Source organism: Streptomyces brasiliensis (assembly GCF_014647875.1).
GTDB lineage: Bacteria > Actinomycetota > Actinomycetes > Streptomycetales > Streptomycetaceae > Streptomyces > Streptomyces brasiliensis.
Genome location: NZ_BMQA01000003.1, coordinates 1 through 24489, shown reverse-complemented (window position 1 = coordinate 24489; position 24489 = coordinate 1). Strand labels below are relative to the sequence as shown.

Sequence of the window (24489 nt, the reverse complement as noted above, 5' to 3'; positions counted from 1 at the left end):
CGACCGAACGAACGGTCGGTAGGGAGAGTTGATACGGATGACGGCAGAACAGGCCGCCTCGTCGGCCGTGATCGGTGCTTCTGGCGAGGAGCTCCAGGAGCATTTCGACGCGACGATCGCGCGGGACCAGCGGATCGAACCGCGTGACTGGATGCCCGAGGGCTACCGCAGGACGCTGATCCGACAGGTGGCGCAGCATGCCCACTCGGAGATCATCGGCATGCAGCCGGAGGGGGAGTGGATCACACGGGCGCCGTCCTTGCGGCGCAAGGCGATCCTCTTCGCCAAGGTGCAGGACGAGGCGGGTCATGGCCTGTACCTGTACTCGGCGGCGGAGACTCTGGGCGCGGACCGGGCCGATCTGACCGAGCGGCTGATCGAAGGCCGTCAGAAGTACTCGTCGATCTTCAACTACCCGACCCCGTCGTTCGCCGACGTGGGGGTGATCGGCTGGTTCGTGGACGGCGCGGCGATCTGCAACCAGGTCCCGCTGTGCCGCAGCTCCTACGGGCCGTACGCGCGGGCGATGGTGCGGATCTGCAAGGAGGAGTCCTTCCACCAGCGGCAGGGCTACGAGCTGCTGATGACGATGATGCGCGGCACCGAAGCACAGCGGGAGATGGTGCAGGACGCCGTGAACCGCTGGTGGTGGCCGTCCCTGATGATGTTCGGCCCGCCGGACGACAACTCGCCCAACTCCGCGCAGTCGATGGCGTGGAAGATCAAGCGGCACAGCAACGACGAACTGCGCCAGCGGTTCGTCGACATGACCGTCCCGCAGGCGGAGAAGCTCGGCGTCACCCTGCCCGACCCGGAGCTGCGCTGGAATGCCGAGCGCGGCCACCACGACTTCGGCACCCCCGACTGGGACGAGCTGATGCGGGTCATCAAGGGCGACGGGCCGTGCAACGCCGAGCGGATCCAGCGGCGGCGCGCCGCGCATGAGGAAGGTACCTGGGTGCGGGAAGCGGCTGCCGTGTACGCGGCCAAGCAGGCGGCCCGCGCGGAGAAAGGAGTGACGGCATGACCGGCGAGAAGCGGGACTGGCCGCTGTACGAGGTGTTCGTGCGTGGCAAGCGCGGGCTGAATCACGTCCACGTCGGCTCGCTGCACGCGGCCGACGACCGGATGGCGCTCACCCACGCCCGGGACCTGTACACCCGGCGCAACGAGGGCGTGTCGATCTGGGTGGTGCGCAGCGAGCACATAGCGGCCTCCACCCGCGACGAGAAGGACCCGTTCTTCGCGCCCAGCGCGGACAAGGTCTACCGCCACCCGACCTTCTACGACATCCCCGACGACGTCCCCCACATCTAGGAGCAGGGCATGAGTGACGACAACGTCTACATGGCCCTCGCCGAGGGCCATGAGGACGACACCCGGTGGGCGTACGGCACCGGTTTCGAGGACCCCCTGCACGGTGTGGACACCACCGTCCCGGACGGCGTCGACGCGGCAGAGCTCGCCGCGCTGTGCGTGGCCCTCGGTGACGACGCGCTGGTGAGCGCCCAGCGGCTGGCGGAGTGGACCACCCGGGCCCCCGAGCTGGAGGAGGAGATGGCCCTCGCCAACATAGGCCTGGACCTGCTCGGGCAGGCCCGCCTGCTCTACTCGCGTGCCGGCCAGGCCGACGGCACGGAACGCGGTGAGGACGCCTACGCCTACTTCCGCGACCCTGACGACTTCCGCAACGTGACCCTGGCCGAGCTGCCGGGCGGCGACTTCGCGTTCAGCATGGCGCGGCTGCTGGTGCTGTCCAGTTGGCGGCTCGCCCACTTCGAAGGGCTCACCGCCTCGCCCGACCCGGTGCTCGCGGCGATCGCGGCCAAGGGCGTGAGGGAGCTGACGTACCACCGCCAGTACGCGGCCGAGTGGGTGATCCGGCTCGGTGACGGCACCGAGGAGTCGCACCGCCGTATGCGGGCCGGGCTCCAGCAGGTGACCGCGTACCTGGGCGAGCTGTTCGACGCCTACGACGCCCGGGACGAGGTCCTCGCCGTTCTCCGGCAGATCGCCGACGCGGCGGGTCTCGCCCTGCCGGAGATGACCCGGGACGACGAGGGACCGGGACGCCAGGGCCGGCATACGGACCACCTCGCCCCGCTGCTGACAGAGCTGCAGTCCGTGGCGCGCGCCCACCCGGAGGCGACATGGTGAGCGTCCTCAGGCACGCGCGGCGCGCCCGGCACATCGCCGAGCAGGTGCCGGACCCCGAACTGCCCATGCTCACCCTGGCGGACCTCGGTGTACTGCGCGAGGTCGAGGTCGGCGACGACGGTACGGTCGTCGCGAGCCTCACCCCGACCTACTCCGGCTGCCCCGCGATGGCCGAGATGCGGGCCGGGGTGGCCACCAGGCTGAGGAACGCCGGCTTCGCGCGTGTGGAGGTCCGCACGGTGCTCGACCCACCGTGGACCACCGACTGGATCACCCCCGAGGGGCGGCGCAAACTTGCCGAGCACGGCATCGCCCCGCCCGGCCCGGCACCGCGCCGCGTGTCCGGTCCGGTGCCGCTCACGCTGACGCCGACACGGCGCCAGGTGGTGTGCCCGCGCTGCGGCTCGGCGGACACCGAGGAGAGTTCCCGGTTCGGTGCCACTTCCTGCAAGGCGCTGTGGCGCTGCCGCGCCTGCCGCGAGCCGTTCGAGTACGTCAAGGAGATCTGATGGCAGACCTGTTGGCCCCTGCCGGCGAGGCCCCCGCTCCCGGGCGGCGCCCGCGTCGCCGCCCGGCCTTCCACCCGCTGCGGGTGGCGGCCGTGCAGCGGTTGTGCGCTGACGCGGTCGCGGTGAGCTTCGACATCCCCGACCAGCTGGCGGAAGAATTCGCCTTCGCGCCGGGCCAGTCGCTCACCCTTCGCCGCCGGATGGACGGACGTGACGAGCGGCGCTCGTACTCCATCTGCTCCCCGGTCGGCGCCCGGCCTCGGATCGGGGTGCGTGTCGTGCCCGGCGGGCTCTTCTCCTCCTGGCTGGTGAACGAGGTCCGTCCCGGCGACGTCATCGAGGTGATGGCCCCGACCGGCGTCTTCACCCCGGACCTGTCCGCCCCCGGCCACCATGTCCTGGTCGCGGCCGGTTCCGGCATCACCCCGATGCTGTCCATCGCGGAGTCGGTCCTCGCCGCCGACGACCGCTCCCGCGTCACCCTGTTCTACGGCAACCGCCGCACCGACTCGGTGATGTTCGCCGACGAGCTGGCCGACCTGAAGGACCTCTACCCGGGCCGTTTTCAGCTCGCGCACGTGCTGTCCCGCGAGCCCCGTGAGGCGGAGCTGCTGACCGGACGGCTGGACGCCGGCCGGCTGGCCGCCCTCGTCGACGGGCTGGTCGACGTGTCCGAGGCCGACCACTGGTGGCTGTGCGGCCCGCACGGCATGGTCCGCGACGCCCAGAAGGTCCTGGCCGGACTGGGTGTGCCCGACGACCGGGTCCACCAGGAACTCTTCTTCGCGGGTGAGGTGCCGGTGGCACCGGCACGCCGGGAGGAGCAGGGGCCCGACGGGCCGGTCAGCGAGGTCACCGTCGTCCTGGACGGCCGCTCCACCACCTCTCCGCTCTCGCGTGAGGAAACCCTCCTCGACTCGGCCTCGCGGGTCCGGCCCGACCTGCCGTTCGCCTGCAAGGGAGGCGTCTGCGGCACCTGCCGGGCCCTGGTCACCCGCGGCGAGGCGGACATGCGCCGCAACTACGCGCTCGAACAGGCGGAGGTGGACGCGGGCTATGTGCTGACCTGTCAGACGTTCCCGGTCTCCGACGCCCTGACCGTCGACTTCGACAGCTGAGGAACGGATGGTGAACCCTCGCCTCGAGGTCGCGGACGGTGTGGGCACGCTCCGCCTGGACCGGCCGCCGATGAACGCGCGCAGACCAAGGTGACGTTCGTGTGACCGGTCCGGCTCCGGTCGTCACCGTCGGTTCGCTGTGGCAGCTTGGTGGTATGAAGCCGGCGAACACGACAGGCGCCGGCGGCGCCACCGTGTACTACGGGAACCTCGACAGCATCCACGCGCTGCGGGTGTTCCTGGAACTGCGCGACCGGGCCAGTCACCGGATGGCCGAGAGCCTTCTCGGGACGATCCGCCGGGCCGCCGACGACAACCGGTTCGTCGTCAGGTTCCACTTCGCGGCGATCCTGGACGACACGGTCGGCGGGAGCGGTTCCCAGCGCGGCCTGAGCGCCCTCGGAGCGGCGAGCGACGTGGGGCAGCGGCAGTTCATCGACTATCTGGGCGTGCTGCTGGCGGCGCAGCCGTCGTCGCCCGGACTCGACCGGTTCGCCGACACCTCGGTGCTGCTGTCCCTGGCGAGCGAGGTCGAGGGGCTCAGATCCACCGGCTTCGACCGCAAGGTCACCGAGGACACCTATCTGACCTGGGCCGGTGAGACGGTCGGCGCCTTCGCCTCCTACGGCGTGGTGGGCACGCCGGTCGTCTGGTACGACGACGAGGTCATCCCCGTCCTACGGGGTGAGGACGAGCCCGCTCTCACCCCGCAGGAGTTCCTGGCCCAGTTCCCCGAGTGAGCCCGCCGACCGGTCAGTGCCGCGGGCTGTGGAAGCGGGCCAGCAGCAGATGGGCCCTCTCCTCGGTGGCCGCGTGCAGGGTCCGGTCGATGCCGGCCGGCCACAGCTCACCGGCCGCGGCGTCGTCGGCCTCGCGCAGTTCCACGACCGCCAGGGCCGGCCGCATCTGGACGAACGCGGGCGGCGGCCCGCCGAGGTGCGAGGGCCCGTTCGGCGCGGCCGGCGGCCTTCGCGCACGCGGACAGCGCGCGCTCCATCCGGACCGCGGCCCGCCCGTGCACCACGAGCAGCGCGCGCAGCAGCGCCACGGTGATCCCGGCGACGCTGACCGGCACCCGGTCGAGGACCAGCTCGCCGGGCGGCGCGGGCGCCGCCAGGTCGCGCGGCAGCAGCACCGGCGGCGTGAGGAAGACGACGCCCAGGGTGTAGTCGCGGGCCACGACGTACTCCAGCAGGAACTCCGGGACCACGATCAGGACCGCGAGCGTCACGGGGCGCAGATGCGCGGCCAGGGCCCCGAACGCGAGCAGCAGCCCGACGACCGTCCCCGGGATCCGCTGGGCGGCACACTGGGCCGTGGTGGGCAGGTTGACCGGGTGCAGCACCGCGGCCGCGGTGATCGCCGCCCAGTGGCCGCGCTCCAGAGCGAGCAGGGCCGTGACCTTTCCGGCCACACCGGTGTCCAGAGCCATCCGCAGGGCGGGCACGGCCAGGGCGACGGCGGGTAGCACCGGCTCGGACACCGACAGTTCGCTCAGCAGGAGCGGAGGCCTGCGGCGCCGGTCGGTCAGCAAGCCGGCCCGGCGGCGCAGGAGCCGCGCCGCGGCGGCCGGGTCGGCGCCGGCACCGGGGTGCGGATCCGCCGGGCTGATCCGGCGTGACCGCACTACCGTGGTGGTGCATGTGGATGTGGTTACCTCTCGCTGCCGGGCCCCGGCTGGCCGGCGCGGTGGTCCTCGGAGCCGTCGTCGGCGTGACCGCGTGGCTGGTGTCCGACGTGACGCTCGGCGTGCTGGCCGGGATCGCCGCGACGGGACTGTTCTCCGTCGTGTCGGGCTGGCTGGTGCTGTGGCCGATGGACGCCGCGACCACCCGGCGCAACGCCCGGCGGGAGGACTTCCGGCCGGTCGCCGAAGAACTCGTCGTCGTCGCGGTGGCGTTGTGCGGCCTGGTCGCCATCGTGCTGCTGCTCGTGCGCGGCCGCTCCGACCCGGGTCATGTCCGCGCCGCCATCGCGCTGTGCGGCGTCTTCATGGCATGGGCCGCCCTGCACCTGATGTACGCCGCCCGCTACGCCTACGTGTACTACGAGACCGTGGACGGGATCGACTTCAACTCGGACCAGCCGCCGGCGTACCGGGACTTCTTCTACTTCAGCTACAACCTCGGTATGACCTACCAGGTCTCCGACACCAACGTCTCGAGCCCGACGATCCTCGCGATCGTGCTGCGGCACACGCTGCTGTCGTACGTCTTCGGTACCGGCATCCTCGCCACCGCCATCAACCTCGTCGTGGGGTTCGTCAGCGCTTGACGACGTCTTCAGGCGCCTTCACACGGGAAGTTCGAGGAGCTCCACCAGGGAACCGGCCGGGACTCCGCCCGGCGGGACGACGGCGAGACGGCCGGCGAGCGCCAGCATCGCCGGACCGTCGTACGGCAGCGGTGTCACCTCGTGACCGGTGTGCAGCACCGGCAGCAGTCGTGTGTCGCGCGGATGCCCCGGCAGGCCGGCCGCAGTGGGCAGGAGGCGCGGCTCCGGATCGGTGTGGCCGCCCAGGCGGCGCAGCAGGGGGACTGCCAGGGTCGCCGTCCCGGCCGCCGCGGCGAGGGGGTTGCCGGGCAGTCCGACGACCCGGCGGGCCTGGCCGTCGCGGGCCGGCGGCAGTTCGGCGAGCAGCATGGGGTGGCCGGGCCGTACGGCCACGGAGTCGACCGGCAGCGTGGCGCCCAGGTCGTTCAGGACGCCGTGGAGGAAGTCCACCGGGCCGGCGGCCGTGCTCCCGGTGGTGATGACGACGTCGGCGGCGGAGCGGTCGACGGCCTCCCGCAGCGGACCGGGGTCGTCCCCGACCATGCGGACGCCGGCCGGTTCCGCGCCGCACAGGTCCAGCCAGGGGGTCAGCAGCGGACCGAGCGCGTCCCGGACCCGCCCGCCCCGCGGTATCCCGTGCTGCAGCAACTCGTCGCCCAGGAGCAGGAGTTCGACGCGCGGGCGGCGGTGCACCGACAGCCGGTCGTACCCGGCCGCCGCGGCGAGCCCCAGCACGGCCGGGGTCACGGTGGTGCCGGCCGGGAGCAGCGGCTCACCGGACCGGCACTCCTGGCCGCGCGGCCGGACGTCGTGGCCCGCGGGCAGGGCGCCGGGCTCGGGGGACCGGTGGCGCAGCACGCCGTCCCGCGCCTCTCCGTGCTCCCGGCACAGTACGGCGGTGGCGCCCGGCGGCGTCCGGGCGCCGGTGGCGATCGGCACGGCGGTGCCCGGCCGCAGCGGCTCCGGGTCCGCCCCGGCCGGCACGACGCCGCCGTACAACCGCCACGGCCCGGGGCCGGACACGACCCAGCCGTCCATCGCGGAGGTGTCGGACGGGGGGAGATCGCAGAGCGCGGCGAGCGGTTCGGCGAGGGCGTGCCCGGGCGCGTCGCCGGGTGCGAGGACCACGGGCGGCAGCGGTTGCCCCGCACTGCGGCGCGCCACTGAACGGGCCTGCTGCCCAGTCGGGACCGGAGCGCGGTGGCGGAGCGGTCACGAGGGTCGTGTGCGTACTTGTCGCGGTCATGCGCCCTCCGTGCCGAAACACCGCTTCATTTCTGCCCGGTTATCGTCCGCCGCAATTCCGAGAAGTGTCGAACAATCAATTCCAATGACCTGATAGGCGGCGGTTATTTGAGCGTTTGTGCAGGTGGTGGGTGATGTGAATGAGACGATAAGCGCGGCCTATCCGGTCATCGGAGCCGCCTCTTTGACACATTTCCGGGAATCACCGCAAGCTGCGTCTGCCAGGAGAGGCAGAGAAGGGGCACACGATGAGCGGCACAGAGGACCCGAGCGACGATCTGTCGGTCACCTCGCCCAAGCAGTGGGCGACGGGCGTACCCGCGGTGACGCACGCACTGGAGTACTCCCTGGAGCAGACGTCCGTACGACGCACTGCCCTGACCCTGCTGAACATCAACCAGGCCAAGGGTTTCGACTGTCCGGGCTGCGCGTGGCCCGAACCGGCGCCGGGCAAGCGGCACTTGAACGAGTACTGCGAGAACGGCGCCAAGCACGTCGCCGACGAGGCGACCTCACGCCGCGTCACCGCCGACTTCTTCCGGCAGTACTCCGTCGCCGAGTTGGACACCAAGTCCGACTACTGGCTCAACCAGCAGGGCCGGCTGACCGAGCCCATGGTCAAGCGCCCCGGCGCCGAGCACTACGAACCCATCGGCTGGGACGAGGCGCTGGACCTGCTCGCCGGTGAACTGCGCGCGCTGGCCTCGCCCGACGAGGCCCTCTTCTACACCTCCGGCCGGCTCAACAACGAGGCCGCCTTCCTGCTGCAGCTCTTCGCGCGGGCCTACGGCACCAACAACCTGCCGGACTGCTCCAACATGTGCCACGAGTCGAGCGGGTTCGCGCTGAACGAGACCCTGGGCATCGGCAAGGGCAGCGTGTCGCTCGACGACATCCACCACGCCGACCTGATCTTCGTGGTGGGCCAGAACCCGGGCACCAACCACCCCCGCATGCTGTCGGCGCTGGAGGAGGCCAAGCGCAACGGCGGCCGTGTCGTGGCCGTGAACCCGCTGCCCGAGGCCGGGCTGATCCGCTTCAAGCATCCGCAGAAGGCGCGCGGGGTCGTCGGCCGCGGTACGCGGATCGCCGACGAGTTCCTGCAGATCCGGCCCGGCGGCGACCTCGCCCTCTTCCAGGCCCTCAACCGGCTGCTGCTGGAGGCGGAGGATGCCGCCCCGGGCACGGTGCTCGACCACGCCTTCATCGACGCCTCCACCACCGGCTTCGACGAGTTCGCGCGGCTCGCCCGCAAGACCGACTGGGACGACGTCCTGGAGGCGACCGGACTCGGCCGTGAGCAGATCGAACGCGTCCACGGGATGGTGCTGGAGAGCAAGAGCGTCATCGTGTGCTGGGCGATGGGCCTGACCCAGCACAAGCACGGCGTGCCCACGATCCGCGAGATCGTCGACTTCCTGCTGCTGCGCGGCAACATCGGCAGGCCGGGCGCCGGCGTGTGCCCCGTGCGCGGGCACAGCAACGTCCAGGGCGACCGCACGATGGGCGTGTGGGAGCAGATGCCGCAGTCGTTCCTCGACGCGCTGGGCCGCGAGTTCGGCTTCACCGCGCCCACCCGGCACGGGCTCGACTCGGTCGACGCCATCCGGGCCATGCGCGACGGCACCGCCAAGGTGTTCGTCGGGGTGGCAGGCAACTTCGTCCGCGCCACCCCCGACAGCGCCGTCACCGAGGAGGCGATGCGGCGCTGCCGGCTCACCGCGCACATCTCCACCAAGCTCAACCGCTCCCACACGGTCTGCGGCGACACCGCCCTGATCCTGCCCACGCTCGGTCGCAGCGACCGGGACGTCCAGGCCACGGGCCTGCAGTTCTACACGGTCGAGGACTCCATGAGCGAGGTCCACGGCTCGCGCGGCAAGCTGCCGCCCGCCTCCCCGCACCTGCTCAGCGAGGTGGCCATCATCGGCCGGCTGGCCCGCAGGACCCTGGGGCGGACGCCGGACATCCCGTGGGAGGAGTTCGAGGCCGACTACGGCGCGATCCGCGACCGGATCTCCCGCGTCGTCCCCGGCTTCGAGGACTTCAACGAGCGGGTCGCGCGGCCCGGCGGCTTCCGGCTGCCCAACCCGGTCAACGAAGGTGTGTTCCGCACGCCGAGCGGCAAGGCCGTCTTCACCTGCAACGAGTTCACCGCGCCGCACGTCCCCGAGGGGCATCTGCTGCTGCAGACGCTGCGCTCGCACGACCAGTGGAACACCGTCCCGTACGCCATGAACGACCGTTACCGGGGTATCCACAACGCCCGCCGTGTGGTCCTCGTCAGCCCGGAGGACCTGGTCGCGCTCGGGCTCGCCGACCGCGACCGGGTCGACCTCGTGACCGTCTGGCACGACGGGATCGAGCGCCGCGCGGAGGACTTCCGGGTGGTCGCCTACCCCACCACGCCCGGCTCGGCGGCCTCCTACTATCCCGAGACCAACGTCCTGGTCCCGCTGGACAGCGTCGCCGACATCAGCAACACCCCGACGTCCAAGGGCGTCCTGGTCCGCCTGGAGCCGACCGGCTCCGCCGCCTGACCGGCGTACGCCGCGGAAGCGAGGAGAGACACCATGGGACGAGTGACCGTACGGCGACGGGTCCTGCGCATCCGGGAGGGCGCCGCCTCGCACCGCCCGGACACCCTGGCTGCCGAGGAGCCGATGGAGATCCGGGTCGGCGGGCGCCCGCTGACGATCACCATGCGCACCCCGGGCGACGACTTCGACCTCGCGGCCGGATTCCTGGTCGGCGAGGGCGTCCTGCACGCGGCGGACCACATCGCCGGGATCCGCTACTGTCTGGGCGCCACCGGTGGGGGAGGCGGCAACACCTACAACGTGGTCGACGTCGCCCTGGCCCCGGGCGTCGCCGCTCCCGACGTGTCCCTGGAGCGGAACTTCTACACCACCTCCTCGTGCGGGCTGTGCGGCAGGGCCGGCCTGGACGCGGTGCGCACCGCGGCGACGTGGTCCGTGGCCGAGGACCCGCTGCACCTCGCGCCCGAGCGGCTGGCGGAACTCCCCGACCGGCTGCGCTCGGCGCAGAAGGTGTTCGACAGCACCGGCGGTCTGCACGCTGCCGGACTCTTCACGGCCGACGGCGACCTGCTGTGCCTGCGCGAGGACGTGGGCCGGCACAACGCCGTGGACAAGGTCGTCGGCCACGCCCTGCGGTCGGGGATGCTGCCGCTGCGCGAGACGGTGCTGATGGTGAGCGGGCGGGCCTCCTTCGAGCTGGTGCAGAAGGCGGTGACGGCCGGGATCCCGATGCTGGCCGCCGTCTCGGCGCCGTCCTCGCTGGCCGTGGACCTGGCGGTCGAGAGCGGTCTGACCCTGGTCGGTTTCCTGCGCGGGAACTCGATGAACGTCTACGCGGGCGCGGAACGTCTCCGGCCGGAGCCCGTGGGAGCCCGCTGAGGGCCCTCAGCGTGCCCCGGCAAGCGCTCCAGCTCCCCGGCGACGTCGATCCGCCCGGCGAGGTCCGTCAGCGCGCGGGCCATCACGGAACCGGGCTCCCGCGCCGTGATCACGAGCCCGACCGGTACCGTGCGCGACGGTTCCACCAGCGGTACGGCCCGCATGCCGTGCGGTACGCCGAAGACGTGCAGCCACGCGTGCGGCACGACGCTCGCCCAGTGGCCGGTCCTGACGTGGGCGAACAGCGTGCCGACCGAATCGGTCTCGACCCGCGGTGACGGCTGCACCCCCGCCTCCGTGAACAGCTCGTCCACCGTCCTGCGGCCCTGCATCGTCCTGGTCAGCAGGCACAGGGGCAGCCGTGCGGCCTCCGCCCAGGTCGTCGCCGGCCGCTGGCCGAGTCCGTCGCCGGCCGCGGTCAGCAGCACATAGCGTTCGTCGTACAGCGGGAGCCCCTGGAAGTCCTCGGGCAGATCCTCGCGCAGATACGTGAGACCGGCGTCGATCTCGAAGTTCCGCAGCTGCCGGAGTATGTCCCGGGACTGCAGATCCGCCATGACCTCGACGGTGACGAGCGGATGCGCCGCGAGGAAGGGGCCCGTCAGCAGGGATACGGCGCCCGACGCGGTGGGCACCGAGCCGATCCGCAGCCGGCCGCTCAGCCCGGTGCGCAGGGCGCCGACCTCGTCCTTGAGCGCATCGCGGTCGGCCAGGATGCGCTGCGCCCAGACCACGATCCGCTCGCCCTCCGGCGTGAGCCCCTCGTACTTGCGGCCGCGCCGGACCAGCGGCACGTCCAGCTCTTCCTCCAGCTTCCTGATCGCCTCGGACAGGGCGGGCTGGGAGACATGACAGGACGCGGCCGCACGGGCGAAGTGACGCTCGCGGGACAGGGCCACCAGGTACTCGAGTTGGCGAAACAGCACGCCACGGGTGTACCCGACGGCCTCGCGGAATGCCAGTCGGGCCCGGCTGCCGCAGGATGGGGTGAATGCGGCATTCCGCCCCATGGCCGTGATCTCTCGCGAGCAGTGAGGAGGCCGGCTCTTGCCCGAGTCGCAGCCCGTGATCGTGCCGCCGGCCCGAGCCGCCCTGTTCCTGGTGGTCACCGTCCTGCCGGGGCGCGAGGACACCGTCCGGGATCTGCTGGAGGACGTCTCCGGCCTGCGCCGCTCGGTCGGCTTCCGTGCCCCCCACGACGCGTTGAGCTGCGTCGTCGGCATCGGATCGGCGGCCTGGGACCGGCTGTTCAGCGGCCCGCGACCGCGGGGGCTGCATCCGTTCGTCGCGTTGGCCGGTGAGCACCACCGGGCCCCGGCCACGCCGGGGGACCTGCTGTTCCATGTGCGGGCCCGCCGCATGGACCTGTGTTTCGAACTGTCCCGGCTGATCATGGAGCGGCTCGGCGGCGCCGTCACCGTGGTCGACGAGGTGCACGCCTTCAAGTACTTCGACGAGCGCGACCTGCTCGGCTTCGTCGACGGCAGCGAGAACCCCGAGGGCCGGCTCGCGCAGGAGTCCGTGTTCGTCGGCGACGAGGACCCCGACTTCGCGGGCGGCAGCTATGTGATCGTGCAGAAGTACCTGCACGACATGGCGGCCTGGAACGCCCTGCCGACCGAGGAGCAGGACCGGGTCATCGGCCGGACCAAGCAGGCCAACGTCGAACTCGCGGACGACGTCAAGCCCGCCGACTCCCACGTGGCCCTCAACATCATCACCGACGAGGACGGCAACGAGCGCAAGATCGTACGCGAGAACATGCCGTTCGGCTCCTTCGCGGACGGCGCGTTCGGCACGTACTTCATCGGCTACGCCCGCACCCCCGATGTGACCGAGGAGATGCTGCGGCACATGTTCCTCGGCGACGGCCCGGCGACGCACGACCGCATCCTCGACTTCTCGACCGCGATCACCGGATGCCTGTTCCACGTGCCCACCGCCGACTTCCTCGACGACCTCCCCGAGCCGCCCGCCGGGAAGGCGGCGGTGGACGGCTCGCTGGGCATCGGCAGCCTCAAAGGAGTCCGCTCATGACGACGCCCGACGGCATCACCAACCTGCACCGGGAACTCGCCCCGATCACACCCGCGGCCTGGGCCGAGATCGAGGACGAGGCCCGCCGCACCTTCCGCCGCAACCTCGCCGGCCGGCGGGCCGTGGACGTCTCCGGTCCGCACGGCCCCGAACTGGCCGCCGTGGGCACGGGGCATCTGTCCGGCATCGACGGGCCGGCACCGGATGTGAAAGCGCGGCTGCGTCAGGCCCGGCCCCTGGTCGAACTGACCGTGCCGTTCACCGTGAGCCGTGCCGCCGTCGACGACGTCGACCGCGGCGCCCGGAACTCCGACTGGCAGCCGGTCAAGGACGCCGCGCGCACCATGGCCTTCGCCGAGGACCAGGCCGTCTTCCACGGGTATCCGGCCGCGCAGATCGACGGGCTGCGCGGGCGCACCTCGAACCCCGTGCTGCGTCTGCCGGTCGAACCGCGCGACTACCCGGACGCGGTGGCCGGCGCCCTGACCACCCTCCGGCTGGCGGGCGTCCAGGGCCCGTACTCCCTGCTGCTCGGTGCCGACGCGTACACGGCGGTCAGCGAGACGTCGGACCACGGCTACCCCATCGCCGCGCATCTGTCCCGGATCCTCGACGGCCCGCCGATCTGGGCGCCCGCCGTCGAGGGGGGCTTCCTGCTCACCACCCGGGGCGGGGACTACGAGCTGCGGCTCGGCGAGGATCTCGCCATCGGCTACACCGCCCACGACGCCACCGAGATCCAGCTGTACTTCCGCCAGACCCTCACGTTCCTGGTCTTCACGGACGAGGCCGTGGTGGCGCTCGACCCGCCGTCGGGCACGGCCTGAACCCCGGGAAAGAGAGCACCGGAACCGTGCCGTCCGCTCCACTTGCGGAGCACTCGGCAGAGGGTTTTGGTGGAAAGACCCGTCGCCGCACGCAGGAGCTGCCATGTCGATGTCGTCGTTCGGTTTCGGCTCGCACGACCCCTTCAGCGACCTGCTGAATCGGTTCTTCGGTATGTCTCCCGCGTCGTCGCCGCCGGCCGTCCAACGGGTGCCGATCGGACGGCTGCTGACCGAGTCCTCGCAGGAACTCATCAACCTCGCCGCGCAGCGGGCCCTGGACGACGGTACGACCGACCTCGACACCCAGCACCTCCTGTGGGCGGCCACCAAGGTCGACCCGGCCCGCTCCCTGCTCGCTCAGGCCGGCGTGGATCCCGAAGCGCTGGGCGAGCAGATCGCCGACGTCCTGCCCCGCGAGTCGAGCGAGCCGTCCTCCGAGCCCGGCCTCACCCCGGCGGCCAAGCGCACGCTCGCCGCCGCCTACGCCCGCTCCCAGGCGGCCGGGGTGTCGTACATCGGACCCGAGCACATCCTCCTCGCGCTCCTGGAGGACACCGACGCCGGTGCCGCCCGGCTGCTGGGCGCGGAGGGCCAGGACGTGCGGAAGCTCGCGGGCCTCACGGAGCAGGCGACCCGCGCGGAGGGAGCGCCCGCCGAGCGCAAGCAGCCGGCCACGACCCTGGACGAGTACGGCCGCGACCTCACCGAGGAGGCCAGGGCCGGCAAGCTGGACCCGGTGGTCGGCCGGGCCGACGAGATCGAGCAGACCGTCGAGATCCTGTCCCGGCGCTCCAAGAACAACCCGGTGCTCATCGGCGAACCCGGCGTCGGCAAGACCGCCATCGTGGAGGGGCTCGCGCAGCGCATCGTGGCCGATGAGGTCCCCGACGTGCTGAAGGGCAAGCGGGTGGTCGCGCTCGACCTGTCCGGCATGGTGGCGGGCGCGCAGTACCGGGGCCAGTTCGAGGAACGGCTCAAGAAGGTCATCGGGGAGGTCCAGGCGGCGAGCGGCAGCATCATCCTGTTCATCGACGAGCTGCACACGGTCGTCGGCGCGGGCGCCACCGGCGAGGGCTCGATGGACGCGGGCAACATGCTCAAGCCCGCCCTCGCGCGCGGCGAGCTCCATGTGGTGGGCGCGACGACCATCGACGAGTACCGCAAGTACGTCGAGAAGGACGCCGCGCTCGAACGCCGCTTCCAGCCCGTCATGGTCCCGGAGCCGACGGTCGAGGAGACGGTCCAGATCCTCGAGGGCCTGCGCGACGCGTACGAGGCCCACCACCAGGTCCGCTTCGCCGACGGCGCCCTGGCCGCCGCGGCCGAGTTGTCCGACCGATACATCAGCGACCGCTTCCTGCCGGACAAGGCCATCGACGTGATGGACCAGGCGGGCGCGCGCGTGCGGCTGCGCAGCGCCGGGCGTTCCACCGAGGTCGTCAGCCGCGAGGACCGTATCGCCCGGCTGCGGCGCGAACTGGACCAGGCCGTCGCCTCCGAGGACTTCGAGAAGGCCGCCGAGATGAAGCGCGAGATCGCCGAGGTGGAGGGCGAACTCGCGGGCATCGAGGAGCGGCGCGAGGGCGTCGTCTCCGTCACCGCCGCCGACATCGCGGACGTCGTCTCGCGGCGTACGGGCATCCCGGTCTCCCAGCTCACCGCCAGCGAGAAGGAGAAGCTGCTCAAGCTGGAGGAGGAGATGCACGCCCGCATCGTCGGGCAGGACGAGGCGGTCACCGCCGTCTCGCAGGCGGTGCGCCGCAACCGGGCCGGCATGGGCGACCCGAACCGTCCCGTGGGGTCCTTCCTCTTCCTCGGCCCCACCGGTGTGGGCAAGACCGAGCTGGCCAAGACCCTCGCCGAGCTGCTGTTCGGCGAGGAGGACCGGATGATCCGCTTCGACATGAGCGAGTTCCAGGAGAAACACACGGTCGCCCGGCTCGTCGGTGCCCCGCCCGGATACGTCGGCTACGAGGAGGCGGGCCAGCTCACCGAGAAGGTGCGCAGGCAGCCGTACAGCGTCGTGCTGTTCGACGAGGTGGAGAAGGCGCACCCGGACGTCTTCAACACACTGCTGCAGATCCTCGACGACGGGCGCCTGACCGACGCCCAGGGACGCACCGTCAACTTCCGGCACTGCGTGGTCATCATGACGTCCAACATCGGGGCCCGCCGCATCCTCGACCACAAGGGCGACGTGTCCGAGCTCAAGGACGAGCTCATGGAGGAGCTGCGGACCCGGTTCCTGCCGGAGTTCCTCAACCGCATCGACGACATCATCATCTTCCACGGCCTCACCGAGGACGACCTGAGCCGGATCGTCGACCATCTGCTGGACCAGAGCAAGCGCCGGGTCCACGCCCAGGGCATGCGGCTCGAGGTGACGGAGTCCGCCAAGAAGCTGCTGATCGCCCACGGTCACCAACCGGAGTTCGGCGCCCGCCCGCTCAGACGCACCATCCAGGCCGAACTCGACAATCGCATCGCGGAACTCCTGCTCGGCGGGGAGGCCGAGGCCGGCGACGCGATCGTCGCCGACGTGCGGGACGACTCGCTCCACTGCACCGTGCGCCACAGCGGCTCCGGCGACGACGGCGCGGCTGGGGAGGAGAACCAGAAGGAGGCGTCATGACGCACCACAAGTCCAACCACGCGGTCGAGGGCGATTCGGACCGCGGCCGCAGCAGGGGCATGCCCCGGCGGCCCGACCAGGACGGGCTCGCGGAGCGCACGGAACAGGACCGGCGCGAGGCGGGTCTGCCGGGTACCCCTCCCGAGGACGTCGACGCCGCGTACGAGGAGGAATGGCGGGAGCTCGACCGGGAGACGAGGGCCGGCGAGCTCCAGACGGGTACGGTCCGCAAGCGGGACCGCGCCCCCTACCCGCCTTCGCGCTACGGCGACTGAGCCCCCGTCAGCCCAGGGACACCACGATCGCCGTCTCCGGCCCCTCGGGTGCCTCGTAGTGCACCGTGTCGCCGGGACGGTGGCCGAGGAGGGCGCGCCCGAGCGGGCTGTCGGCGGTGACCAGCATCTCGTCGAGCTCCTCGGCCGTCTCGCCGATCTGGAGGGTCTGCACCGCGCCGTCGCCGAACCGCACGGTGACCGTGCTGCCCACCCCTACCCGGTCGGCGGGCGGCGGCCCGGCCACCGACGCCCGCTTCAGGCGGGTGGTGATCGCGGCGATACGGTGGTCCAGGCGCTGGAGTTCGTCGGAGCGCTGCAACGCGTCGGCCTCGTCGGCGCGGTCGCCCACCTCGTCGGGGTCGCGCTGCGCCGCCGCGACCGCCCTGCGTTCCTCGTGGAGGTCGGCGAGTTCCTGTTCGAGGGCGTGCCGGGCGGTTTCGCTGATCGGCGCGGGTTCGCTGGACATGTCTGGTCCTCGGGGTGATCCGACATTGAATTTTGTGTCATATTAATCCGTTTTGTGGTGCCGTGTTTCGTCGAATCGCGCCTCTCATGGCCCTGTGGAATCGTGGGATGCACGGATTCGGGAACCTTCCTGACTACTTGTGACCATGGGAGGCAGCGATGTCGTCCAAGCGACGCCGGAAGAAGAAGGGCCGCCGCAAGCACGCCGCGAACCACGGGAAGCGGCCGCAGTCGTAGCCGCGTCGGAAAGGCAGACACTGGTGCACGGCTCGCAGGCCCGTACCACCACCCCGCCGCCGGCTGGGGTGCGTCGCCCGCGGCGCTGATGGTGCCGTAGCGGGCGGCAGGCCGGAGTGACGCGCAGGGCGTTCTCGGCCGGCCCGTCGACGAGCTGCCGGATCCGGGACCGGTCGTGCCGGCCGACCGCCACGGCGCTCGACGTCACCGACACCGGCCTGACCGTCACCCTCGACGGTGGCCCGGCACGCCAGTTGACGGACACGACGACGCCCCTCGCGCCGGAGCGCGAGGGGCGTCGCCTGAGTGGAGACCGTGCGCGATCAGACCGCCGAGTGACGGCGACGATGCTGCGTCAGGTACGTGCCGGTAGCACCGGCCGCCAGCAGCGCGCCCGCGGCGATGCCCACCGTGAGGGTCGGGAACGCGGAGGTGCTCGTCTCCGCGGCGGTGTTCTGCATCGCCGGGCCCGGGGTCACATGGGTGGTGACGGGCGAGACGTGACGGATCGGGCCGACGTGCTTGACGGAGCCTTCCGTGTTCAGCAGGACCTGCTTGCCGTTCGAGTGCCGGAAGTCGAACATCCCGTTCAGCGAGCCCGCGGTGGCGTCGAAGGAGTGGTCGCCGACGCGGCCGGTGCGCCAGTTGTCCTCGATGAAGCGCAGGACGGACGCCTGGTCGGTCTGCGTGTGGTCGACCTTGTTCACCTTGCTGTACGGCGAGACGACCAGCAGCGGCTGACGGGTACCGGGACCGCAGCGGTCGGCGTAACCGCCCGCGGCGACGGGGCCGGCCTGGCAGGCGGGGCTGTCGGTGGTCTTCCCGTTGGAGCCGACCGTGGTGTCGGCGGAGCCGTTGCGCGGCTTGGCGTACGCGTGGTCGTACCAGCCGTCGGAGTCGTCGTAGGCGATGACGACGGCCGTCGACTTCCACTGCGGCGAGCTCTGGATCGCGTTGATCTCGTTCACCAGGAAGTGCTGCTCGTCGATCGGGTCGGAGTAGCCCGCGTGACCGTCCTGGTACTCGCCGGCCTTCAGGAAGCTGACCGCGGGCAGCTTGCCCGACTTCAGGGCCGCGTCGAAGTCGGTCAGGTCGTAGTTGTGGTTGGCCTGCCCGGCGTGACCGATCTCGTCGACGTTCTTCGGCGCCAGGTGGTGCGGGTTGGCCGTCGACCTGTAGTACGAGAACGGGTTGTGGTGCGGGCTGTAGTCGACCGCGGCAGCGCCGCCCACGTTGGTGTGCGTGGTGTCGCACTTGGCGTAGTTGCCCTGCGTGCCGTCCCACGCGGTGGAGGGCCGGAAGCCGCCCTGGAACCAGCCCCAGCTGACCTTCTTCTGGCTGAGCAGGTCACCGATGTTCTTGCCCTGCATGGACGCGAGGGCGTTGGTGCTGGTGTGGTCCTTGTCGGAGCAGTCGTCGTAGGCCGGGTCCGGGTCGTTGATGACCGTGCCGACGCCCTTCGCGTCCGGCGAGAGCACCGTGTAAGCGTCGGGGGTCGACGTCTGCTTGGGGTTCTCGGAGCCGGAGGCGGGGTCCGTGGAGATCACGCCGTGCGTCTGACCGGAGACCAGGTTCAGGGCGCCGGGCGTGGACGGGCCGTAGACCGAACTGAACGAACGGTCGTTGAGGGAGTACTGCTGGGCGTAGTTCCACAGCGCGGTGACCGTGTTGCCGTCGTAGTAGTCCATGACCAGGCCGGGCTCGCCGAACAGGCCGCCGCTGCACTTGTCGACCTCGGTGTTCTGCACGTACTGGTCGGCCTTGCCGCCGTTCGCGGCGTACTGCTCCGCACCGTAGCCGTGGTTCTGGTCGCAGGTCACCGCCTGGGACGGGGTGAGCCGCTTGGGCGTGTACTGGTTCGGGTTCTTCTTCAGCAGACCGGCGCGCGCCAGCGTGTCGATGTCCTTCGGGGTCTGCTTCGCCGCCGTGAACTTCGTGCCGTCGGTGTTCGCGGCCTGCGGGTACGTGCCGAAGTAGTGGTCGAAGGAGACGTTCTCGTCGAACAGGACGACCACGTGCTTGATCGGCGTCGCCGTCGAGGCGTCGCCGGAGTGGTGGCCGGCGGGCACGGCGGCCCAGGTGGGCGCCGCCCCGCCGAGGACCGTGAGGACGGCGGCACCGGCGAGTGCCCCCAGACCCTTGATCGTCGTTCGTCTTCCCGTGCTGGCCATGCGTGTTCACCCTTCGAACAGGATCGTCTGTTACGTGGTACGGCCACGGATGTTTCGCCGCACGAACGGCACTGCGGAGGAGACGCGATGGCGCGCGCATGAACACCGGGTCAGGGAAGCTGGGGTAAACCTTGACTGGGAGTTGACCCGTCCGGCGGCCGAGCTGTCCGGACAAGTTCGCCGGACGAGGTCAGCCGAGGAGGGTACGGCCGTACCAGTCGTTCGCGTCGCGGACGCCGGGCAGGGCGAAGAAGTAACCCCCGCCGAACGGCTTGATGTAGTCGGTGAGCGGCTCACCCGCGAGCCGCTTCTGCACCGTTTCGAACTGCCGGGCCAGGTCCTGCTGGTAGGAGCAGAACAGCAGGCCCATGTCGAGGTTGCCGTTGGTGTCCATGCCCCGGTCGTAGTTGTACGCCCGACGCAGCAGCCGCTGGTCGGCGGTGCCGGCGGTGCGCGGGTTGGCGAGCCGTATGTGGGCGTCCAGGGGGATGACGTCGCCCTTGGGATCGTCCGCGTAGTCCGGGGTGTCGTACTCGGCGTTTCCGGTCAGGGGCGCGCCGGACACGCGGGCGCGGCCGAACATCCGCTCCTGCTCGCCGAGCGAGACCCGGTCCCAGAACTCGACGAGCATGCGGATGAGCCGTACGACCTGATAGCTGCCGCCGACCGCCCAGTCCGGTTCGCCCAGGCCGGGGCCCACCCACACCAGGCGGTTCATCTCGCGCGCGTCGGTGACGTCCGGGTTGGCCGTGCCGTCCTTGAAGCCCATCAGATTGCGCGGAGTGCCGGACGGCCGGGGCGGGTTGGTGAAGCCGTCCAGGCGCCACCGTATCTGCAGGCCGCCGCGGGTGTGCCGGGTGATGTCGCGCAGGGCGTGCAGCACGGTGTCGGTGTCGTCGGCGTGCAGTTGGAGGCTGAGGTCGCCGTGGCACCAGTCGGGTTGCAGGTCGTCGTCGGGGAAGGCGGGCATGGCCGTCAGCCGGTGGGGGCGGCGCGCGGCGAGGCCGAAGCGGTCGTCGAAGAGCGAGGCGCCGACGCCGACGGTCACCGCGAGCCGGCCCGACGGCAACCGGTCGCCGAGGAGGCCGGAGTCGGCGGGCGGACCGGTGACACCGACCGGATCCGGCGTGCCGCCGGCGGTCAGGAAGCGCGCGCGGTCGGTCAGTGTGCGCAGCAGCCCGGTCAGCCCGGCGCGGTCCCCGGCGGTGACGTCGAGGGCGACGAACGCGGTCACCCGGCGCGGTGCGGCGATCGCGGCCGCCTGGTGCACGCCGTGGAACGGGGCGACGGAGCGATCGGCGGCGGCGGGGGTACCCCCGGACGCGGCGGCCTCGCCGACGGCGGCTACGCCCACCCCACCGGCGGCGATCCCGGCCCCGGCCACCGCGGCCCCGCGCAGAAACCCACGACGCCCGACGCGGCCTGCCTCGGCGGGCGGGGCCTCGGTGCCCGGCTGGGCTGTTGCGTCCACTCGCCCGACTCGGCTCGTCCCCTCGGTCTTCTCCGGCTCGGTCATACCGCCCTCCGGGGGCCGCACAGGGTGGCCACCGAGGCGAGGCGTTCCACCAGGTCGTCGAGGGACGCGTCGATCGTTTCGCGTTGGGCTCGGTCGAGTCGGGTCAGCGGGGTCCAGCCGGACGCCGTGTGGAAGCCGTCGAGGGTGTGACCCGCTCGGTCCACGTCCCGTTCCAGGCCCGGCAGATCGGCGTAACGCGTGGCGAGCAGGGGCCGTAGCCGGGACAGCACCTCGTGGGTGCCGTCGACGTTGGCGCGTGCCGTGCCGAGGTTGGTGCCGCTGCCGTAGTCGGTGCGTCCGGTCAGCTCGAACTGCACGGTGTTCTCCAGGATCTCGTGCGCCCGCAGCCCCAGTTGGGCCGGGTCCATGCGGGCCTGCGCCCAGCTGTCGCGCAGGGCGGTGACGGACGTGACCAGACCGGCCGCCGGAGCGCGCAGCGCGTCCGCGGACTGGCCGTGCCACAGCCCGTACTCGATACGGTGGAAGCCGGTGAAGTGCTTGTCCCGCACTCCGTCCGGCAGCCCCGCGTCCGTGCCGTTGATCGCGCCGTCCGCGTCGCCGAACGCGTCGTACGCCGCTCCCAGCCGCTCGTACTCCAGATGCGCCGGCAGCCAGGCCTTCCGGGCGCCGGCCAGATCGCCGCGGTCGATCGCGTCCCGCAGGTCCTTCGTCAGCCGCACCACGTCGTCCAGGCCGCCGCCGACCCACTTCTGGTAGGCGAGCGCGGGCGGGATCAGGTCGTGCTCGGTGACCGGGGCCGCGCCGGGACCGCCGTGTCCGCGCGTGAGACGGACCGTGGGGCCGGTGGCCGCGTCGGCGTCGTCCGGCACGCACTTGAAGGCGTAGGTGCCCTTGCCGAGGCGGACGGTCAGCAGGCGGGTCGTGCCGGGGCCGACGTCCTCGACCTCGCCGTACAGCGCCTGGCTCGTCGGGTCCTCGAGGTACACCTCGGCGGGTTCGTCGGAGGTGTTGTGCAGGTCGAAGACCTGGACACCGGGCACCGGTGCGCTCCAGCCGCGGCCGCAGTGGCTCGACGACACCTCGACGGTGGTGTGCGGGAGCGCGGGTGTGGCCGCGTGCGCCCGGCTCTGCCCGTGGCGGGCGACGAGCACCGCGGCCAGGACGAGCAGGACGGCGAGACCCAGTGCGCCGTACATGCGCAGCGATGCGTTCTTGAGGCCGGACAACGGCATCCCGACCTCCCGGAGTCGTGACGTGCGTGATCGCCCTCATGCTAGGAAGCGGAATGAGCCCGAACAGGCGTCCAGAAGAACCCATGACCAAGAGTTCCCCACAGGTTCACCGCAGGGCTTCCGAGGGTGCTCCGTCGGCGGTCGCTTCCCGGTCCGGCGCGCGGCCGTGCCACTCCTCGGAGGAGACATGGCCCGTGGTCCCGGCGATCCGTGTCGGCCGTCCGTCGTCACCGTCCAGCGCGTTGTCCCGGCTGAACTGCAGCTCCACACCCGCGTTGTCGCCCTTGTCCGACCACTCGCACTTCCGGTTCCCGAAGCCGGTGTCGGCCCGGGTCGCCACGACACCAGGACCCGGGCGAGCGCGGTCGCGTTCAGCGACGCAGCGCGCGGCGGCTCCCTCCCCGTGCCCGCAACGGACGTATGCGTGCGGGGATTTGACGACCACCGGCGGAACCGGCGGCGGCCGGATGGGGGCCGGACCCACGGCGAACCGGGTGGCGGCCCCCACGGCGGCCCCGGCGTGCGGCAGGTCAGCGTGGCGGTGACGCCGTGGACCCCGCCCCCGGTCCCGGCGCTGCCGACCTCATGTGTCCGGGAAGGCGGTGACCCATGGGACATGCGGACGCCCTGCTCGCCGTGGGCGGCGCCTTCATGTCCACCGCCACGTACCGCCTCCTCGACCCGGGTGCACAGGAACCAGCCTGGTCCGTGCCCGGTGGCGCCGCCATCGGTGACAGCACCCATCGTCGGGTGCCCTCGCGCGGGACGCGTGACGTCGCCGCTACGGGGCAACCACCAAGAAAGACGAGGGCTGGACCTGATGGCGGCAGTCGCAGGAGGGGGAAAGCCTGGAGGCCGGGGGACACAGCCGCGGTGAGCAGACCGGCTCGGCGGCGGTGCGCCAGGTTCGGGAGGGATGAGCCGTGACCCAGTCCGACGACGAGCGTCTGGTCGACCTCGCAGCACGAATCGAGCGGGAGGATCCCCGCTTCGCCCGCGCGCTCGGCGAGGGCCGTCCGGCCCGGCCCCGCGAATACCGGCGCACCGGTGCCTGGTGGGGGCTGGCCGTGGGGCTGGCCGTGCTGGTCGTGGGCGTGTTGCTGCCTCATGGGCTGATGATCGCCACGGGGCTGGTCGTGATGGGGATCGCCGTGGAACTGTTCGATCCGCACCGGGCGCGGAGTGGGCGGCGGTAGGGGCGGTGCCCGGGCCGAGAAGCGGGGTGTGCCGGCCTGCTCCCGGCCGGCGCGGGGGACGGTGCGCTAGACTCCTTTACCAAGCCCTTACGCTCTCTTGAGCGTTGGCTTGCCCGGTCGTTGGGTGGGGTGTGCCGGTTTCCGGTTGTCGTGAGGGGGGCGTGACATGGACCGAGTCGTCCATGGCGGTGCCGCCGTCCGCGCCCGTGTGGGTGGTGCCGCCCGCGACAGCGTTCCCGATACCGACAGCGCCGCCACCGGCGTGCGCAGCTCGCGCTGACGCCGTGCCGGATCCCGTACGCGATCCGGTCCTTACTCCGCCTCACCTCGTCCCGGCTGTCGCACCCGGCGCGCACCCGTCCGCCGGCGGACGCCACGCCCGCCCGCCCGGACCTCGTGCTCGCGCCCGTGTCCGCGACCGCACCCACGACCCGTCCGACGCCGGCACCCGCGAAGGCACAGCCGCCCCGACCGACCAACGGAGGTCAGACGCCCGTGCACGACACCACCACCATGCTCATCGAACTCGGGGCGATCATCCTCGTCCTGGGCCTGCTGGGACGGTTCGCCGGACGGGTGGGTTTCTCACCCATACCTCTCTATCTGCTCGCCGGTCTCGCCTTCGGCCACGGCGGGATCCTGCCCCTGTCGGCCAGCGAGGACTTCGTCGCCACCGGTGCCGAGATCGGCGTGGTCCTGCTGCTGCTCATGCTCGGCCTCGAGTACAGCGCCTCCGAACTCGTGACGACTCTGCAGACCCAGTTCCCCTCCGGCGCGGTCGACTTCGTCCTCAACGCCGTGCCCGGCGCGGCGATGGCGCTGCTGCTCGGCTGGGGCCCGGTCGCCGCCGTCGCACTGGCCGGGGTCACCTGGATCTCGTCCTCCGGAGTGATCGCCAAGGTGCTGGGCGACCTGCGCAGGCTCGGCAACCGGGAGACCCCGGTCGTGCTCGGGGTGCTGGTGCTCGAGGACCTGGCCATGGCGGTCTACCTGCCGATCCTCACCGCCCTGCTGGCCGGGGTGGGCCTGGCGGGTGGCGCGGTCACGCTGTTGATCTCGCTCGGCACGGTGGGCGCGGTGCTGTACGTGGCGCTGCGGCACGGCCGGCTGGTCAGCCGTGCCGTCTCCTCGGACAACGCCGAGACCCTCCTGCTGGCCGTCCTCGGTCTGACGTTGCTGGTGGCGGGGCTCGCCCAGCAACTCCAAGTCTCCGCCGCG

At 71.7% G+C, this 24489-nt stretch carries 25 protein-coding genes; 16 read left to right on the top strand and 9 right to left on the bottom strand.

Annotated elements, in window-relative coordinates; all coding sequences use genetic code 11:
- Positions 1 to 37 precede the first annotated feature (37 nt).
- The 6 genes from paaA (at position 38) to IEZ19_RS05985 (ending at position 4524) form a co-directional block, all read left to right on the top strand.
- Complete coding sequence (gene paaA / locus IEZ19_RS06010) at positions 38 to 1027, top strand: 1,2-phenylacetyl-CoA epoxidase subunit PaaA (protein ID WP_189309957.1); 990 nt, start codon at positions 38 to 40, stop codon at positions 1025 to 1027.
- Entirely contained in the window at positions 1024 to 1317 is a 294-nt protein-coding gene (gene paaB / locus IEZ19_RS06005) for a 1,2-phenylacetyl-CoA epoxidase subunit PaaB (RefSeq protein WP_086725481.1), read from the top strand. The genes paaA and paaB overlap by 4 nt, the downstream gene beginning before the upstream one ends.
- Before the next feature lie 9 nt (positions 1318 to 1326).
- A complete protein-coding gene (paaC, locus tag IEZ19_RS06000) occupies positions 1327 to 2157 on the top strand; it encodes a 1,2-phenylacetyl-CoA epoxidase subunit PaaC (RefSeq protein ID WP_189309956.1) in 831 nt (276 codons plus the stop codon).
- On the top strand, positions 2151 to 2666 hold the full coding sequence (gene paaD, locus IEZ19_RS05995; protein ID WP_189309955.1) for a 1,2-phenylacetyl-CoA epoxidase subunit PaaD: 516 nt from the start codon (positions 2151 to 2153) through the stop codon (positions 2664 to 2666). The genes paaC and paaD overlap by 7 nt, the downstream gene beginning before the upstream one ends.
- Positions 2666 to 3784, top strand: coding sequence for a 1,2-phenylacetyl-CoA epoxidase subunit PaaE (gene paaE, locus IEZ19_RS05990; protein ID WP_189309954.1), 1119 nt, complete (start codon positions 2666 to 2668; stop codon positions 3782 to 3784). The genes paaD and paaE overlap by 1 nt, the downstream gene beginning before the upstream one ends.
- A 101-nt stretch (positions 3785 to 3885) precedes the next feature.
- Entirely contained in the window at positions 3886 to 4524 is a 639-nt protein-coding gene (locus IEZ19_RS05985; RefSeq protein ID WP_229839994.1) for a DsbA family protein, read from the top strand.
- Between the two features lie 13 nt (positions 4525 to 4537).
- On the opposite strand, the gene IEZ19_RS52565 is transcribed toward IEZ19_RS05985, so the two are convergent.
- Positions 4538 to 4669, bottom strand: coding sequence for a hypothetical protein (locus tag IEZ19_RS52565; RefSeq protein WP_268248618.1), 132 nt, complete (start codon positions 4667 to 4669; stop codon positions 4538 to 4540).
- On the bottom strand, positions 4632 to 5411 hold the full coding sequence (locus IEZ19_RS05980; protein WP_229839992.1) for an FUSC family protein: 780 nt from the start codon (positions 5409 to 5411) through the stop codon (positions 4632 to 4634). The genes IEZ19_RS52565 and IEZ19_RS05980 overlap by 38 nt, the downstream gene beginning before the upstream one ends.
- A gap of 14 nt (positions 5412 to 5425) precedes the next feature.
- On the opposite strand from IEZ19_RS05980, the gene IEZ19_RS05975 reads away from it, so the two are divergent.
- Positions 5426 to 6058, top strand: a complete 633-nt coding sequence (locus tag IEZ19_RS05975) for a DUF1345 domain-containing protein (RefSeq protein ID WP_189309953.1) — start codon at positions 5426 to 5428, stop codon at positions 6056 to 6058.
- Between the two features lie 18 nt (positions 6059 to 6076).
- Here IEZ19_RS05975 and IEZ19_RS05970 read toward each other — a convergent pair whose 3' ends face one another.
- Positions 6077 to 7186: a molybdopterin-binding protein gene (locus IEZ19_RS05970; RefSeq protein WP_373296920.1), complete on the bottom strand. Its 1110-nt coding sequence runs from the start codon at positions 7184 to 7186 to the stop codon at positions 6077 to 6079.
- A 365-nt stretch (positions 7187 to 7551) separates the two neighbouring features.
- Between IEZ19_RS05970 and IEZ19_RS05965 the strand changes: the two genes are divergently transcribed.
- Positions 7552 to 9843 carry an FdhF/YdeP family oxidoreductase gene (locus IEZ19_RS05965; protein ID WP_189309951.1) on the top strand — a complete coding sequence of 764 codons (2292 nt, stop codon included), beginning with the start codon at positions 7552 to 7554 and terminating at the stop codon, positions 9841 to 9843.
- A gap of 33 nt (positions 9844 to 9876) precedes the next feature.
- The gene (gene fdhD, locus IEZ19_RS05960; RefSeq protein WP_189309950.1) at positions 9877 to 10722 is read left to right on the top strand and encodes a formate dehydrogenase accessory sulfurtransferase FdhD; all 846 of its coding nucleotides are present in this window, start codon (positions 9877 to 9879) and stop codon (positions 10720 to 10722) included.
- Here the strand turns inward: fdhD and IEZ19_RS05955 are convergent.
- A complete protein-coding gene (locus IEZ19_RS05955) occupies positions 10674 to 11648 on the bottom strand; it encodes a LysR family transcriptional regulator (RefSeq protein WP_189309949.1) in 975 nt (324 codons plus the stop codon). The two genes, fdhD and IEZ19_RS05955, sit on opposite strands and share 49 nt — an antisense overlap.
- A gap of 121 nt (positions 11649 to 11769) precedes the next feature.
- Between IEZ19_RS05955 and IEZ19_RS05950 the strand changes: the two genes are divergently transcribed.
- From IEZ19_RS05950 to IEZ19_RS05935, 4 genes are all read left to right on the top strand, one after another.
- Positions 11770 to 12759: a Dyp-type peroxidase gene (locus tag IEZ19_RS05950; protein ID WP_189309948.1), complete on the top strand. Its 990-nt coding sequence runs from the start codon at positions 11770 to 11772 to the stop codon at positions 12757 to 12759.
- 14 nt (positions 12760 to 12773) lie between these two features.
- Positions 12774 to 13586, top strand: a complete 813-nt coding sequence (locus IEZ19_RS05945) for a family 1 encapsulin nanocompartment shell protein (RefSeq protein ID WP_229840025.1) — start codon at positions 12774 to 12776, stop codon at positions 13584 to 13586.
- 103 nt (positions 13587 to 13689) lie between these two features.
- Entirely contained in the window at positions 13690 to 16218 is a 2529-nt protein-coding gene (locus IEZ19_RS05940) for an ATP-dependent Clp protease ATP-binding subunit (RefSeq protein ID WP_189309946.1), read from the top strand.
- Complete coding sequence (locus IEZ19_RS05935) at positions 16215 to 16493, top strand: hypothetical protein (RefSeq protein ID WP_189309945.1); 279 nt, start codon at positions 16215 to 16217, stop codon at positions 16491 to 16493. Before IEZ19_RS05940 ends, IEZ19_RS05935 begins: the two co-directional genes overlap by 4 nt.
- 7 nt (positions 16494 to 16500) lie before the next feature.
- Here IEZ19_RS05935 and IEZ19_RS05930 read toward each other — a convergent pair whose 3' ends face one another.
- Positions 16501 to 16959: a GreA/GreB family elongation factor gene (locus tag IEZ19_RS05930; RefSeq protein ID WP_189309944.1), complete on the bottom strand. Its 459-nt coding sequence runs from the start codon at positions 16957 to 16959 to the stop codon at positions 16501 to 16503.
- Positions 16960 to 17117: 158 nt separating this feature from the next.
- Here IEZ19_RS05930 and IEZ19_RS53390 point away from each other — a divergent pair, with 158 nt between their 5' ends.
- On the top strand, positions 17118 to 17195 hold the full coding sequence (locus IEZ19_RS53390) for a 50S ribosomal protein bL37 (RefSeq protein ID WP_373296929.1): 78 nt from the start codon (positions 17118 to 17120) through the stop codon (positions 17193 to 17195).
- A 323-nt stretch (positions 17196 to 17518) separates the two neighbouring features.
- Here the strand turns inward: IEZ19_RS53390 and IEZ19_RS05925 are convergent, their stop codons facing one another.
- From IEZ19_RS05925 to IEZ19_RS05910, 4 genes are all read right to left on the bottom strand, one after another.
- Entirely contained in the window at positions 17519 to 19366 is a 1848-nt protein-coding gene (locus tag IEZ19_RS05925; protein ID WP_189309943.1) for a phospholipase C, read from the bottom strand.
- Positions 19367 to 19556: 190 nt separating this feature from the next.
- Positions 19557 to 20882 (bottom strand): iron uptake transporter deferrochelatase/peroxidase subunit, encoded by a 1326-nt coding sequence (gene efeB / locus IEZ19_RS05920; protein WP_189309942.1) that lies wholly within the window; start codon positions 20880 to 20882, stop codon positions 19557 to 19559.
- Entirely contained in the window at positions 20879 to 22075 is a 1197-nt protein-coding gene (locus tag IEZ19_RS05915) for an EfeM/EfeO family lipoprotein (protein ID WP_189309941.1), read from the bottom strand. The genes efeB and IEZ19_RS05915 overlap by 4 nt, the downstream gene beginning before the upstream one ends.
- 106 nt (positions 22076 to 22181) lie before the next feature.
- A complete protein-coding gene (locus tag IEZ19_RS05910) occupies positions 22182 to 22415 on the bottom strand; it encodes a hypothetical protein (protein WP_189309940.1) in 234 nt (77 codons plus the stop codon).
- A gap of 583 nt (positions 22416 to 22998) precedes the next feature.
- Between IEZ19_RS05910 and IEZ19_RS05905 the strand changes: the two genes are divergently transcribed.
- Together IEZ19_RS05905 and IEZ19_RS05900 are read left to right on the top strand one after the other, a co-directional pair.
- Entirely contained in the window at positions 22999 to 23271 is a 273-nt protein-coding gene (locus IEZ19_RS05905; RefSeq protein ID WP_189309939.1) for a DUF3040 domain-containing protein, read from the top strand.
- A 495-nt stretch (positions 23272 to 23766) separates the two neighbouring features.
- Positions 23767 to 24489: cation:proton antiporter (locus IEZ19_RS05900; protein WP_189309938.1), on the top strand; the 723-nt coding region annotated here is incomplete at its 3' end.

What these genes read in the sequence shown, in the direction of transcription:
- paaA (WP_189309957.1), top strand. Translation starts at nt 38, where the DNA reads ATGACGGCAGAACAGGCCGCCTCGTCGGCCGTGATCGGTGCTTCTGGC.
- paaB (WP_086725481.1), top strand. Translation starts at nt 1,024, where the DNA reads ATGACCGGCGAGAAGCGGGACTGGCCGCTGTACGAGGTGTTCGTGCGT.
- paaC (WP_189309956.1), top strand. Translation starts at nt 1,327, where the DNA reads ATGAGTGACGACAACGTCTACATGGCCCTCGCCGAGGGCCATGAGGAC.
- paaD (WP_189309955.1), top strand. Translation starts at nt 2,151, where the DNA reads ATGGTGAGCGTCCTCAGGCACGCGCGGCGCGCCCGGCACATCGCCGAG.
- paaE (WP_189309954.1), top strand. Translation starts at nt 2,666, where the DNA reads ATGGCAGACCTGTTGGCCCCTGCCGGCGAGGCCCCCGCTCCCGGGCGG.
- IEZ19_RS05975 (WP_189309953.1), top strand. Translation starts at nt 5,426, where the DNA reads ATGTGGATGTGGTTACCTCTCGCTGCCGGGCCCCGGCTGGCCGGCGCG.
- IEZ19_RS05965 (WP_189309951.1), top strand. Translation starts at nt 7,552, where the DNA reads ATGAGCGGCACAGAGGACCCGAGCGACGATCTGTCGGTCACCTCGCCC.
- fdhD (WP_189309950.1), top strand. Translation starts at nt 9,877, where the DNA reads ATGGGACGAGTGACCGTACGGCGACGGGTCCTGCGCATCCGGGAGGGC.
- IEZ19_RS05940 (WP_189309946.1), top strand. Translation starts at nt 13,690, where the DNA reads ATGTCGATGTCGTCGTTCGGTTTCGGCTCGCACGACCCCTTCAGCGAC.
- IEZ19_RS05935 (WP_189309945.1), top strand. Translation starts at nt 16,215, where the DNA reads ATGACGCACCACAAGTCCAACCACGCGGTCGAGGGCGATTCGGACCGC.
- IEZ19_RS05930 (WP_189309944.1), bottom strand. Translation starts at nt 16,959, where the DNA reads ATGTCCAGCGAACCCGCGCCGATCAGCGAAACCGCCCGGCACGCCCTC.
- IEZ19_RS53390 (WP_373296929.1), top strand. Translation starts at nt 17,118, where the DNA reads ATGTCGTCCAAGCGACGCCGGAAGAAGAAGGGCCGCCGCAAGCACGCC.
- IEZ19_RS05925 (WP_189309943.1), bottom strand. Translation starts at nt 19,366, where the DNA reads ATGGCCAGCACGGGAAGACGAACGACGATCAAGGGTCTGGGGGCACTC.
- efeB (WP_189309942.1), bottom strand. Translation starts at nt 20,882, where the DNA reads ATGACCGAGCCGGAGAAGACCGAGGGGACGAGCCGAGTCGGGCGAGTG.
- IEZ19_RS05915 (WP_189309941.1), bottom strand. Translation starts at nt 22,075, where the DNA reads ATGCCGTTGTCCGGCCTCAAGAACGCATCGCTGCGCATGTACGGCGCA.